Consider the following 12,924-nt stretch of genomic DNA (forward strand, 5'->3'; position numbering starts at 1 on the left):
TCTTGGGCTTTTGCCGCGCCCGGTCTGTCCCTACCCGTAGCGACAGAGGGCTAGCGTTTCGCCCGCTTGAAGCAAATGGCCGCGTGGTCGTCCACCAAGCCCACGGCTTGCATCCAGGCGTAGACGATCACCGGGCCGACAAACTTGAAGCCGCGCTGCTTGAGCGCCTTGGATATCTGCTCGGACAGCGCGGTCTTAGTCGGCACCGGGCCATCGCCCAGCACGATGGGCGTGCCGCCTACCTGCGCCCAGATCCAGCTGGAGAAGTCAACGCCTGCCGCCTGCATGGCCAGGTAGGCGCGTGCGTTGCCGATGGTGGCTTCGATCTTGGCGCGGGAGCGCACGATGCCCGGGTCCAGCACCAGCCGGTCTACGTCGGCGCTGGTAAAGCGGGCCACAGCCTCGGGGTCGAACTGGGCAAAGGCCGCGCGGAAGGCATCGCGCTTGCGCAAGATGATGCTCCAGGCCAGGCCGGCCTGGAAGCCGTCGAGCATCAGCTTTTCCCAGAGCGCGCGGCTGTCGCGCTCGGGCACGCCCCATTCCTCGTCGTGGTAGGCGGCCATCATGGGGCTGCTGTCGGCCCAGGCGCAGCGGCAAATCGGGGTCATAGGCGGAGTTCTCCAATGCAAGAGCCGCAGTGTAGGCGGGCGCTTGTCTGTAGCTATTCGTAGCGACACGCGCACAGAACCCGGCCTGCTGGCCGACAATGCCGCCATGTTCAAGCCGTCCATCCTGCCGCAGATACAGGTCGCCCTGGTGGAGGACGACGTGTTTTTTGCGCGTGCGCTGGCCGATGCCATCCAGGCCGCGCCGGACATGCGCTTGCAGGGCTCGGCGGCAAACTGCCGCCAGGCCTTCCAGATGCTGACCCAGCCGGCCGCCGATGTGCTGCTGGTCGACCTGGGCCTGCCCGACGGGCCGGGCATGGACATCATCCGCGCGGCCCAGCGCCAGTGGCCGCGCTGCATGGTGATGGTCAGCAGCGTGTTTGGTGACGAGGCCCATGTGATTCAGAGCCTGGAGGCCGGCGCCACCGGCTATCTGCTGAAAGACAGCACGCCGGTGCTGATGGTGGAAGAAATCCGCAATGTGCATGCCGGCGGCAGCCCGATCAGCCCCTTGATCGCGCGCCAGTTGCTGACGCGCTTTCGCCATGCCATGGCCAGCGAATCCGCACCCATGCCACTGCCCTTGCAGCCTAGCGGCCCGCAGGAAGAACAGGCGCGCCTGTCGCCGCGCGAGCGCCAGGTGCTGGACTACATCACCAAGGGCTTCAGCTACGAGGAGATCGGCGGACTGATGGGGGTGTCGCGCAACACGGTGCTGAGCTTTGTGCGCCGCATCTACGCCAAGCTCAAGGTGCGCTCGCAGCTGGAAGCCATTTATGAAGCCCGGGTTCAAGGCCTACTTCTTTCTTAGCCTGCTGTTTGCCGTGCTGGCCGGCCTTGCCGGCGGCCTGGTCCTGTGGCTGGAGATCGGCCGCTCGGCCCCGACCACCTTGCACCTGCAGGCCGCGCAGCTGACCAGCGGTCCGGGTGGCTCGTTTGCGCCGCTGCCGCCCAAACTTGACACCGCCTTGCCCACCGACTGGCGCACCGTCGCGCTGCCTTACACCTGGCCGCAATCGCTGGAACTGCAGACCGGCGCGCCGCCGCGCGTGACCTGGCTGCAGGTGCGGCTGGACGGCCTGCCAGCCACCCGCGGCGGCCTGGTGCTGTACCTGCCGCGCTGGCAAACCATAGGCCGCATCGCGGTGTACGGCGACGACCAGCTGCTGTACCGATCCGTTGGCGATGTGGTGTGGAACGGCTTCAACCACCCGCTGTGGGTGCCGCTGGACGGCAACGGCATGGGCCCGCGGCCGCAGCTGCTGCGGCTGCGCATCGACAGCCTGGCGAATGCCGGTGGCACGGTGTCCAGCGTCTGGGTGGGTGAGGCGGCGGACCTGCAGCCGCGCTACCGGCTGCGCCGCATGCTGCAAACCGGCGTGGCCGAGGTGATGGGCATGGCCTTCCTGGGCCTGGGCGGGTTTGCGCTGGCGGTATGGCTGCTGCGCCGCGAGCGTACCTACCTGCTGTTCGCGCTGTTCACCCTGCTGTGGGTGCTGCGCAGCCAGCGTTTCCTGGTGGGGCTGGAGCCGCTGGCCATCTCCAGCGCCTGGTTTGGCTGGATGACCATCAACACCGGCAATGCCTTGCTGGTCACCTGGTATGCGTTCATGACCACCCTGGTGCCCACCGCGCCACGCTGGCTGCTACGGGCACTGCTGGGCTTGTTGCTGGTGTCCAGTGCGGTGACCTTGCCGCTGATCACCAACCCGGGCTGGATCGCTGCGCTCTCGCCCTTGCCGTACCTGGTGACCAATCTGGCCGGCATACCGGCGACCCTGCTGATGGCCTGGGCTGCCTGGCGCTATGGCGGGCGCGAGGGTCTGGTGGCGGCCAGCATTGGCCTGCTGCATTTGCCGGTGGCCTGGCACGACTGGGCAATGCAAAGCTATCTGGTGGACCCGGAGCACATCTACGCCTGGCCGTTCTCCACCATGGCGCGGATCGGCATGTTTTTGTACGTCATCCTGAACCGCTACGTGGGCGCGCTGGCCACCGCCGAGCAGTCGAACGCCGTGCTGGCCCAGCGCCTGCGCACCCGCGAGGCCGAGCTGGCCGAGAGCTACGAGCAACTGCGCAGCGTGCAGCAGCGCCAGCTGCTCAGCCAGGAGCGGCACAGGCTGATGCAGGACATCCACGACGGCATGGGTTCGCAGCTGATGAGCGCGCTGAAGGTGGCCGAATCCGGCGGCCTGAGCGAGGCGCAGATGGCGCTGGTGCTGCGCGAATGCATAGACGACCTGAAGCTCACCGTGGATTCGTTGGAATCGGTGGAAGCCGATTTGCTGTTGCTGCTGGCCACCTTGCGCTACCGGCTGGCGCCGCGCCTGCAGGGCTCGGGCCTGCGCCTGCGCTGGGAGGTGGCGGACGTGCCGGCACTCGACTGGCTGGACCCGCGCAGCGCGCTGCATGTGCTGCGCATCTTGCAAGAAGGCATCTCCAACATCCTGCAGCATGCGGGCGCCACCGAGCTGCGGGTCGCCACGGGCGAGGCCGATGGCGGCGTGTATGTAGTGCTGGAAGATAACGGCCAGGGTTTTCGCGCCCATCCCTCGGGTGAGGTGGGGCGCGGCCTGTCGAATATGGCGCGCCGCGCGCATGCGATTGGCGGCCAGGTGGCCTGGGACACGGTGCCGGGCGGCACCCGCTTCAGGCTGTGGCTGCCGCTGCGGCGGCTGGAAGCCGTGGCCTGAAGCTCAGACCTACTTGGTGGCGTGCTGGGTGTCGCGCGCGAGATCTTTGGGCCAGAAGTCCATGATCTCCTGAGCCGACAGATTGCGGCACTGGCCCTGGGCGGTCAGCAGAAAGTTCTTTTGCGCGCTGCTCAGGCCGGGCGTCTGGCTGTTGAAGCACTGCTGGGCGTCGCACATGATGCCGTTGGTGGGCTGGCCTACTGCCGCCATGATGGACGGCGGGCAGTAGAAGACGCTGTTGTCGTCCAGCTCGACGGCGGCAGCGGGCAGGCAGGCTGCCAGACCCAGCAGGGCGGCACTGAAGACGAGGGCGGGGCGGGGCAGGGTGGGGTGGAAAACGGGCATGGTGGACTCCTGGGAATATGGCTTTGGATTATTCGATTTGCCCCGCCCACGGTCTGTAGCTATCCATAGCGACAGCGCCCGCGCACCGTAAAATCAACAGCTTTCAGCCGGCCGGCCAAGGGAGTTTTTCATGCGCGCCATCTTCAGCGTTCTGGGCTTGCTAGCGGTGGTGCTGGTGGTCAGCCTGCTGGCCAAAAAGCAGCTGGCACCGCCCGCCGTATTGGTCCCGTCGGCATCCGCACCCATGCCCGCCGCCTCGGTGCCGCAGCAATACAAGCAGGCGCTGGACGCCGCGTTGCAGCAGCCACGCGCCATGCCCGATGACAAACCATAAGCCTTTTAGGCCTGTAGCGTAGGTAATTCCTGCGCAAGCAGCTACATAAGTAATAGCAATTGCCAGCCCTCACCGATTTTGACGCCATGCAGCTTGCGCTGGACCAGGCGCGCCTGGCCGCTGCTGCGGGCGAGGTGCCGGTGGGCGCGGTGGTCGTCAAGGACGGCGTCGTCATCGCCACCGGCCGCAACGCCCCCATCGATGGCCACGACCCCACCGCACATGCCGAGATCACGGCCTTGCGCGCCGCCGCCCAGGCCCTGGGCAACTACCGGCTGGACGGCTGCGAGCTGTTCGTCACGCTGGAGCCTTGCACCATGTGCAGCGGCGCCATGCTGCATGCGCGGCTGCAGCGCGTGGTGTTCGGCGCGGCCGACCCTAAAACCGGCGCCGCCGGCTCGGTGCTGAACGTGTTTGCCCAGCCGCAGCTGAACCACCAGACCCAGGTGCTGGCCGGCGTCCAGGCCGAGGCCTGTGCGGGCTTGCTGCAGGACTTCTTCCAGCAGCGCCGGACCGCGCAGCGCCTGGCCCACCACCCGCTGCGCGAAGACGCCTTGCGCACGCCCGATGCCTGCTTTGCCGCCAGCTTCAATACGTCGTCCTTTGTGCCGCACTACCTCAGCGACCTGCCGTCGCTGGCCGGTCTGCGCCTGCACTACCTGGACGAAGGTCCGCGCGATGCCGCCACCAGCTTCGTCTGTCTGCACAGTCCCACCGGCTGGAGCGCCCAATACCACGCCATGCTGGCCACCCTGGTGGCTGCCGGCCACCGGGTGCTGGTGCCGGATCTGGTGGGCTTTGGCCGCAGCGACAAACCCAAAAAAGAATCGGCCCACAGCCTGGACTGGCACCGGCTGATCCTGCGCGAATGGGCCGAGCGGCTGGGCTTGCAGAACCCGGTGCTGGTGGTGCAGGGCGATGGTCCGGCCTGGCTGTCCGCCGAGCGCTGTCGCGCCCGCCTGGTGCTGGACGCCGATACCGTGCCCGCCGACGCCACGCCGTTCCCCGACAACGGCCACCGCGCCGCGCTGCGCGCATTTGCCCGCCCGGGCTTTTACGGCGTGCCGCAGCCCTGGGCCGGACAGAACTGGCGTTTTAACGGCCCGCCGAGCGCCCAGGCGGCGCAGCAAGCTACGATTTTTCTTGAAGCCTACCGGGATGGGATACTCAAAACGTGACAAAACATATCTACATCTACTCTCCCTCTGGCGCGGTGCGCGACAAAGCTGCTTTCAAGCGTGGCGTGGCCCGGCTCAAGACCCTGGGCCATACGGTGGAAGTCGACCCCGACGCGCTGAAAAGCCATATGCGCTTTGCCGGTGACGACGCCACCCGGGTGGCCGCCATCCACCGCGCGGCGGCCAGCGGCGCCGACATCGCGCTGACCACCCGCGGCGGCTACGGCCTGACGCGCATCCTGGGCAGCATCGACTACGAGGCCGTATCCAAAGCCATAGAAAACGGCTTGCAACTGGTGGGCTACAGCGACTTCACCGCGCTGCAGAACGCCTTGCTGGCCACCACCGGCGCCATCACCTGGGCCGGCCCTGTGGTCGGTGGCGACTTTGGCGTGGAGGGCGAGCCCGACGACATCATGGAAGCCTGCTTTGACGACCTGGCCTGCGGCCAGGGCGAGGGCACGGGCTGGCGCCTGGGCCGCGAAGACGCCCAGCTTGCTATGGATTCAGTAGCTGCTCCCGCAGGTAATACCAGCGACGAAGCCGATTTTTACTTAAAAGATGCGGTCCTGTGGGGCGGCAATCTGTCGGTGCTGGTGTCGCAGCTGGGCACGCCGTATTTTCCGCAGATCAGCGGCGGCATCCTGTTCCTGGAAGACGTGGGTGAGCCACCCTACCGCATCGAGCGCATGCTGACCCAGCTGTTGTATGCGGGCGTGCTGGGCCGGCAGCAGGCAGTTGTGCTGGGCCAGTTCACCGAGTTCACCAAGGTGCCGCACGACGGCAACTTCCGCCTGGCTACGGTGGTCGCCTGGCTGCGCAGCCAGCTCAAGGTGCCGGTGCTGACCAATCTGCCCTTCGGCCATGTGCCGACCAAAGTGCTGCTGCCAGTCGGCGCCAAGGTGGAGCTGGCCCTGCAAGGCCGGGACGCGTTGATGGTCTGGGGCCATGTGTCGCACGGAGCCCATACAGGCCATGCACACCACGGCCACGAGCACCATCACGACCACCACCACGGATAATCAGAGGCGCAGGCGGCAAAGAACATACTTTGTATGCACTAAACTTGGCTTTCAACTAACAAAGTCTCCAGCATGGTCGTCCAGGCTACCGTCGTATTTGCCGATCTCACCGGAAGCACCGCGTTCTTTGAAGCCCTGGGCAACGAAAAAGCCACCAGGGCTGTGACGCGGCTGACGCAGTGGATCAGCGACGTCTGCCTGGCCCACCACGGCCGGGTGGTCAAAAAGCTGGGCGATGGCGTGCTGGCCGTGTTTGCCGACGCCAGCGACGCCACCAATGCGGTGATTGCCATCCAGCGCGGCCACCAGCTGCGCCTGCTGAAGTGGCCCAGCAGCATCCGCATGGAAGTCAAAGCCGGCATCGCCCGCGGCGAAGTGGTCGAGGTCGATGGCGACTGCTACGGCGACGCGGTCAACGTGGCCTCGCGGCTCAGTGACTTGTCAGGCGGCAACCAGATCTGGGTCACCGAATCGGTGGTCGATGAAGTCGATGAAACCCTGGGCCTGCGATTTCTGAGCCTGGGGCCGGTGAGCCTGCGCGGCCGCTTGGGGCCGATTCCGCTGTACAAGCTGGAATGGCAGGAGGGCGCGGTCACCGAATTCGTCACCATGCAGGCCTCGCTCGCCGAAATGGAGCGGCCCGACGCCCACGCAATGGGCAAGATCCATCTGGTTTACCTGAACACCAGCCGCAGCTTTTTGTCGTCCGAGATGCCGGTGCACCTGGGGCGCGGTGACCAGGCCGAGTTTTTTATCGACGACCCGCGGGTGTCGCGCCTGCATGCGCGCATCGAATGGCGCAATGGCGCGTTTTTCCTGACCGACCTGAGCAGCTTTGGCACCTGGGTGCGGTTTGCCGGCAGCGACACCGATGTGCCGCTGCGCCGCGATGACTGCCAGCTGCACGCCACCGGCGAGATTGCGCTGGGCATGCCGTTCAATGATGTCAGTGGCCCCACCGTGCACTTCACGTTTTCACCTACCCATTCGTCGTTCTACTAGTTTTATCTGCGCTTTGATTTCAGATACCTTCTGGACTACAACTTCAACACCATGACCAAAAAATCCAACATCGAATTTGAAGACATGAACCTGCAGGTCGGTGTGCGGCTGCAGATCATGCCCAGCAAGGCTGCCAACCCCAGCGTGCACTACACCAGCCTGATCGGCTTTGTGTCCGGCGAATACCTGTTGCTGAAGATCCCGCAGGAAGGCGCTGTGCTGCACGAGGGCGATTCGGTCATCATCCGGGTGTTCTCCGGGGTATCGGTCTACACCTTCAGCAGCCAGGTGGAGTCGGTGCTGAAGTCGCCCCACGCCATGATGGTGCTGGCTTTTCCCGCGGCGATCCAGAAGGTCGGCCTGCGCAAGGCGGTGCGGGTCAAGGCCAATCTGCCGGTCAAGATCAAGAACCCGCAGGACCCGGCCAACTTCAAGATGGCCACTCTGTCCGACATCAGCCTGAGCGGAGCACTGGTGTCCACAGCCCGGCCGCTGGGCACGGCGGGCGACACGGTGGACATCGAGTTCTCGCTGCGCGACCAGGCTTCGAACCAGGAGGTGACGATTGCCACCACCGCGTCCATCCGCAGCGTCCAGCAGTCGGCAGGCAGCACGGCCGATGGCGCCACCTTCCAGACCGTGTATTCGCACGGCATCAACTTCCACGACCTGGGCACGCGCGAACAGGCGATCCTGCAGAACTTCGTCTACGAAACCCTGCTGATCCACCGCACCTGATGGCCGCTGCGGCAGGCTGACCGGGCAGCGCAGCCTGCATGGAGTTTCTTACCCTTTCCCTGTTGAACGGCCTCAGCTACGGGCTGATGCTGTTCATGCTCAGCGCCGGCCTGACGCTGATATTCAGCATGATGGGCGTGCTGAACCTGGCGCATGCCAGCTTCTACATGCTGGGGGCCTACTTTGCCTACAGCCTCACCTTGTTTGTAGGCTTCTGGCCCGCGCTGCTGCTGGCGCCGCTGCTAGTCGGCCTGCTGGGCGCGGGGTTTGAAAAATACTGTCTGCGCCGGGTCCACGCCTTCGGCCATGTGCCGGAGATGCTGGTCACCTTCGGGTTGAACACGGTGCTGGTTGAGCTGGTGCAGCTTGTCTGGGGCCGGGGCCCGGTCGACTACCGCATTCCCGCCGGGCTGGAAGGCCCGCTGTTCGCGCTCTGGGGCACGCCGTTTCCCACTTACCGCGGCTTCATGGTGCTGGTGGCGCTGGCCATGCTGGCCGCGCTTTGGCTGCTGCTGAAGCGCACCCGCATCGGCCTGGTGGTGCAGGCCGCGCTGACCCACCCGGACGCAGTGCAGGCCCTGGGCCACAACGTGCCGCGGGTGTTCATGGGGGTATTCGGCGGCGGTGCCGCGCTGGCTGGGCTGGCCGGCGTGGTCGGCGGCAATGCGTTTGTCACCGAGCCCGGCATGGCGGCCACCGTGGGCTCGGTGGTGTTCGTGGTGGTGGTAGTCGGCGGTATGGGCTCGCTGGCCGGGGCCTTCTGGGCGTCGCTGCTGATCGGCGTGCTGCAGACCTTGGCAGTGGGTATCGACCTGCCGGTGCTGGGCTGGACCGGCGTGGACGCGCTGGGCCGCATCAAGCTCAGCCAGCTGGCGCCGCTGCTGCCGTATGCACTGCTGGTGCTGGTCTTGCTGCTGCGCCCGCAAGGGCTGTGGGGCCAACGTGCCGACTGATATGCGCCAGCACAACATACGCACCTGGGGCCTGTTCGCCCTGGCTTTGCTGGCCGCGCCCTGGGTGTTTACCAGCAGCCTGGGCCACAGCCTGCTGACCCAGATGGGCATCGCCGCCATCGTCTGCCTGAGCTACAACATCCTGCTAGGGCAGGGCGGCATGCTGAGTTTTGGCCACGCGGTGTATTCGGGCCTGGGCGCGTTTGCGGCCATCCATGCGCTGAATGCAGCGCTGCTGCCGGTCAGCCTGGTACCTATCGCCGGCGGAGTGGCCGGGGCCGGGGTGGCGCTGCTGCTGGGCGGCATCACGGCGCAACGCTCGGCCACCACCTTTGCCATGGTGACCTTGGGCCTGGGCGAGCTGGTCGGGGCCATGGCCTGGCTGTTCCCCGGGGTGTTTGGCGGCGAGGGCGGTATCGCCGGCAACCGGGTCAGCGGCAGCGCGCCGTTTGGCATCAGTTTCGGGCCGCAAGTGCAGGTGTACTACCTGGTGGCCGTCTATACCTGGGTCTGTGCGGGCCTGATGTACGCCTTTACCCGCACGCCGTTGGGCCGCATGCTGAATGCGGTGCGCAACAACCCCGAGCGCGTCGAGTTCGTGGGCTACGACACCCGGCGCATCCGCTACCTGGCTATTGTGGTGGCCGGTTTTTTTGCCGGCATCTCGGGCGGCCTGGCGGCCCTGCATTTCGAGAGCGTGACAGCCGACGTGCTGGGCAGCCAGCGCTCGGGCGCTTACTTGCTGTTCACCTTTCTGGGCGGCTCGGGCTACTTTTTCGGCCCTGTCATCGGCGCGGTGCTGATGGTGCTGGCTTTTGTGCTGCTGAGTGGTATCACCAAGGCCTGGCTGCTGTACCTGGGTCTGGTGTTCGTCGCCATGGTGGTGTATGTGCCGGGCGGGGTCGCCAGCCTGCTGCGCGGGCCCAAGCCACAGCTGCGCCGTCTGCCCCAGTACGCGGCTTTTGCGCTGGCCTGCACCGGCCTGGCGGCCATGGTGGAAATGGTCTACCAGCTGCAGCTCCAAGCTTCGCTGGGTTCGGAATTGCGTTTCTTCGGCACCACGCTGGACGCGGCCAGCTGGCCCAGCTGGGCCGCGGCGGCTTTGCTGGTGCTGCTGGGCGCCGCCGGGTTTGCGTGGGCGCGCCGCAAATGACCAGCCGCCCGCCCGCACTGGAAATCCGCCAGCTGCGCAAAAGCTTTGGCCTGAGCGAGGTCATCCGCGGCGCCAGCCTGAGCGTGGCCGCGGGCGAGCGCGTGGCCATCATCGGCCCGAACGGCGCGGGCAAGTCCACGCTGTTCAACCTGGTCAGCGGCCGGTCCAAGCCCAGCAGCGGCCAGATTCTGCTCAACGGCCAGCCCATCCAGGGCAAGAAGCCGTTTGAGATCAACCGCCTGGGCCTGTCGCGCAGCTTCCAGGTGAGCAATATCTTCCCGCAGCTCAGCGTGTTCGAAAACCTGCGCTGCAGCGTGCTCTGGAGCCTGGGCTATGGCTACAGCTTCTGGCGCCTGCTGGGCGGCTTGCAGGACGCCAACGCGCTGGCCGAGCGCACCATGGCGCAGGTGCAGCTGGTGGATAAGCGCGAGGTGCTGGCCACCCACCTCAGCTACGCCGAGCAGCGCGCGCTGGAGCTGGGCATTGCCATCGCCGGCGGTGCCGGTGTGGTGCTGCTGGACGAGCCCACGGCCGGCATGGGGGCCTCGGAAACCGGCCGTTTCGTCCAGCTGATCCGCGAGGTGACGGCGGGTAAAACGCTATTGATAGTAGAGCATGACATGCAGGCGGTATATGCGCTGGCCGACAAAATAGCTGTATTGGTAGCGGGCGAGGTAATAGCTTTTGGCACGCCCGACGCGATCCGCGTCGATCCGCAGGTGCAGGCGGCCTACCTGGGTGGGGGCGCCTGATGCTGCAAGTCGCCCAGCTGCACGCCTACTACGGCCAAAGCCATGTCCTGCACGGCGTGTCGTTTGAGGTCCGCCCCGGCGAGATCGTGGCCCTGCTGGGGCGCAACGGCGCGGGCCGCTCTACCACCGCCAAGGCCTTGATGGGCCTGGTGCGCTGCGAGGGCATGGTCCGCTGGCAGGGCCAGGATCTGCGCGGCCGGCAGCCGTTTGAAATCGCCCAGCAAGGCATCGCCTACGTGGCCGAGGGCCGCGATATTTTTCCGCGCCTGACGGTGCAGCAAAACCTGTTGCTCGGCCAGAAGGGCACAGGTCGCTGGAACTTTGCGGCGATCTACACCCTGTTCCCGCAGCTGCAGGCGCGCCAGCACACCCTGGGCGGCGTGCTGTCGGGCGGCGAACAGCAGATGCTGGCCCTGGGCCGCGCGCTGATGGGCAATCCGCAGCTACTGATCATCGACGAGCCCACCGAAGGCCTGGCTTCCCAGGTGGTGGCCCAAGTGGCGGCCTGCCTGCAGCAGCTGCAACAGCAGGGCATTGCGGTGCTGCTGGTCGAGCAGAAGCTGGCAATTGCGCTGGACATTTCCAACCGCGTGCTGCTGATGGGCCGCGGCAGCGTGGTGTTCGACGGCACGCCGCAGCAGCTGCGCGCCGATGCCGCAGTGCGCCGCGAATGGCTTGAGATTTAGCCCGCAACGCGCTTGCTACAAAGCCGAAGCATTTGCGCTAAAAAACTTTATCTGCCGCTGCTACCGTGAAGTTTTTACCCGACTCCACGGAGCAACATCTTGATCACACGGCCGCGCATCTGCCACATCTTCGTCACCCTGGCTCTGGCCTCCCTGCTGGCCGCTTGCGGTGGCGGCAGCGATAGCGACGACTCCGAATACACCCTGGGCGGCACGGTCAACGGCCTGAGCACCAGCGGGCTGGTGCTGGCCAATGGCACGCTGACACAGGCCGTGGCCTCCGGCGCCACCAGCTTCAGCTTCAGCAGCAAGGTCACCGGCAGCTACGCGGTCAGCGTGGCCACCCAGCCCGACGGCCAAACCTGCGTGGCCAGCAATGCCAGCGGTGGTGGCGGCAGCGATGTCTCCAGCGTGGTCATCAACTGCCGCAGCTACGCGGCCTACACCAGCAACTGGCTGGGCGGCAACATCGGCCAGCTCAGCGTGGGCAGCACCGGCGCGCTGGCCGCGCAGTCGACAGCGGCGGTCAGCACCACCTATCTGCCGTCTAGCATCACCACCAGCAATGATGGCAAGTTCGCGTTTGTGAACTTCCAGGACAGTAGCGCGATCGGCGTCTACACCGTGTCCGACACCACCGGCGCGCTGGCCATGCTGGGCTGGACCAGCGCCGGAAGCGCTGGCTACGGCATGGCCATCAGCCCCGACGGCAAGTATCTGTACGTGGCCAATTTCGGCAGCGCCACGCTGTCGCAGTTCAGCGTGGCCTCCACCGGCGTGCTGAGCGCCATGTCTACCGCCACCGTGGCCACCGGCGTGAACCCGTATGGCGTCGCCGTCAGCCCGGATGGCGCGTACGTTTATGTGAGCAATAGCAGCGGCAACAGCATCTCGCAGTACAGCGTGGGCAGCACTGGCGCGCTGACGGCCTTGTCCACGGCCACCGTCAGTCTGTCGTCGCTGGGTAGCACGCCTACCGGCATCGCCATCGACCCGGCGAGTAACTACGTCTACGTCACCTTATCGGGCAGCGCCAAGCTGGCCCAGTTCAGCATAGGCTCCGGCGGGCTGCTGACAGCCTTGTCGCCGGCCAGCGTCAGCACCGGCACCACGCCGCGCAGCGTGGCCATCAGCCCCAGCGGCCGCTATGCCTACGTGACCAACGGCGGCGACAACACCGTGTCGCAGTACAGCATCAGCAGCGGCAAACTCACCGCCTTGCCCACCACGACCATCGCTACCGGCAGCAGCCCGCGTGGCATCGCCATGGCCCCCAGCGGCAGCTTCGCCTATGTCACCAACTACAGCGACGCTACTGTGTCCTCGTATAGCGTGGGGTCTGCCGGGGCGTTGACTCTGCTGGGTACGGCGGCGACGAATGGGGCGGGGCCTACGGGGATTTCGGTGCGCTAAGACGGTGTACTTCTGAGGGGATGGCTTGTCCCGACTGGGACAAACCA

At 66.1% G+C, this 12,924-nt stretch carries 14 protein-coding genes; 12 read left to right on the top strand and 2 right to left on the bottom strand.

Annotated features, from left to right (window positions below):
- Window positions 1-50: 50 nt before the first annotated feature.
- Window positions 51-608: a DNA-3-methyladenine glycosylase I gene (locus tag BLT66_RS00440; RefSeq protein WP_092754330.1), complete on the bottom strand. Its 558-nt coding sequence runs from the start codon at window positions 606-608 to the stop codon at window positions 51-53.
- A gap of 106 nt (window positions 609-714) precedes the next feature.
- Here BLT66_RS00440 and BLT66_RS00445 point away from each other — a divergent pair, with 106 nt between their 5' ends.
- On the top strand, window positions 715-1,419 hold the full coding sequence (locus BLT66_RS00445; RefSeq protein WP_092756946.1) for a response regulator: 705 nt from the start codon (window positions 715-717) through the stop codon (window positions 1,417-1,419).
- Complete coding sequence (locus BLT66_RS00450) at window positions 1,385-3,301, top strand: sensor histidine kinase (protein WP_092754332.1); 1,917 nt, start codon at window positions 1,385-1,387, stop codon at window positions 3,299-3,301. The genes BLT66_RS00445 and BLT66_RS00450 overlap by 35 nt, the downstream gene beginning before the upstream one ends.
- Window positions 3,302-3,310: 9 nt before the next feature.
- On the opposite strand, the gene BLT66_RS00455 is transcribed toward BLT66_RS00450, so the two are convergent.
- Window positions 3,311-3,646 carry a hypothetical protein gene (locus BLT66_RS00455; protein WP_092754335.1) on the bottom strand — a complete coding sequence of 112 codons (336 nt, stop codon included), beginning with the start codon at window positions 3,644-3,646 and terminating at the stop codon, window positions 3,311-3,313.
- Window positions 3,647-3,776: 130 nt separating this feature from the next.
- Here BLT66_RS00455 and BLT66_RS00460 point away from each other — a divergent pair, with 130 nt between their 5' ends.
- From BLT66_RS00460 to BLT66_RS00505, 10 genes are all read left to right on the top strand, one after another.
- Window positions 3,777-3,980 carry a hypothetical protein gene (locus tag BLT66_RS00460; RefSeq protein WP_092754338.1) on the top strand — a complete coding sequence of 68 codons (204 nt, stop codon included), beginning with the start codon at window positions 3,777-3,779 and terminating at the stop codon, window positions 3,978-3,980.
- 86 nt (window positions 3,981-4,066) lie between these two features.
- On the top strand, window positions 4,067-5,158 hold the full coding sequence (gene tadA / locus BLT66_RS00465; protein ID WP_092756947.1) for a tRNA adenosine(34) deaminase TadA: 1,092 nt from the start codon (window positions 4,067-4,069) through the stop codon (window positions 5,156-5,158).
- A complete protein-coding gene (locus tag BLT66_RS00470) occupies window positions 5,155-6,180 on the top strand; it encodes an LD-carboxypeptidase (RefSeq protein WP_092754341.1) in 1,026 nt (341 codons plus the stop codon). Before tadA ends, BLT66_RS00470 begins: the two co-directional genes overlap by 4 nt.
- 72 nt (window positions 6,181-6,252) lie before the next feature.
- Window positions 6,253-7,182 carry an adenylate/guanylate cyclase domain-containing protein gene (locus tag BLT66_RS00475; protein ID WP_092754344.1) on the top strand — a complete coding sequence of 310 codons (930 nt, stop codon included), beginning with the start codon at window positions 6,253-6,255 and terminating at the stop codon, window positions 7,180-7,182.
- A gap of 51 nt (window positions 7,183-7,233) precedes the next feature.
- Window positions 7,234-7,920: a flagellar brake protein gene (locus BLT66_RS00480; RefSeq protein WP_092754347.1), complete on the top strand. Its 687-nt coding sequence runs from the start codon at window positions 7,234-7,236 to the stop codon at window positions 7,918-7,920.
- A 38-nt stretch (window positions 7,921-7,958) separates the two neighbouring features.
- Window positions 7,959-8,873, top strand: a complete 915-nt coding sequence (locus tag BLT66_RS00485; protein WP_092754350.1) for a branched-chain amino acid ABC transporter permease — start codon at window positions 7,959-7,961, stop codon at window positions 8,871-8,873.
- A 1-nt stretch (window position 8,874) separates the two neighbouring features.
- On the top strand, window positions 8,875-10,026 hold the full coding sequence (locus BLT66_RS00490) for a branched-chain amino acid ABC transporter permease (RefSeq protein WP_092754353.1): 1,152 nt from the start codon (window positions 8,875-8,877) through the stop codon (window positions 10,024-10,026).
- The gene (locus tag BLT66_RS00495) at window positions 10,023-10,778 is read left to right on the top strand and encodes an ABC transporter ATP-binding protein (protein ID WP_092754355.1); all 756 of its coding nucleotides are present in this window, start codon (window positions 10,023-10,025) and stop codon (window positions 10,776-10,778) included. The genes BLT66_RS00490 and BLT66_RS00495 overlap by 4 nt, the downstream gene beginning before the upstream one ends.
- The gene (locus BLT66_RS00500) at window positions 10,778-11,464 is read left to right on the top strand and encodes an ABC transporter ATP-binding protein (protein WP_092754358.1); all 687 of its coding nucleotides are present in this window, start codon (window positions 10,778-10,780) and stop codon (window positions 11,462-11,464) included. Before BLT66_RS00495 ends, BLT66_RS00500 begins: the two co-directional genes overlap by 1 nt.
- Before the next feature lie 99 nt (window positions 11,465-11,563).
- Window positions 11,564-12,877: a lactonase family protein gene (locus BLT66_RS00505; protein ID WP_092754361.1), complete on the top strand. Its 1,314-nt coding sequence runs from the start codon at window positions 11,564-11,566 to the stop codon at window positions 12,875-12,877.
- Window positions 12,878-12,924 lie beyond the last annotated feature (47 nt).

Origin of the sequence: Rhodoferax sp. OV413 (genome assembly GCF_900104385.1) — a bacterium.
Taxonomy (GTDB): domain Bacteria; phylum Pseudomonadota; class Gammaproteobacteria; order Burkholderiales; family Burkholderiaceae_C; genus Rhodoferax_B.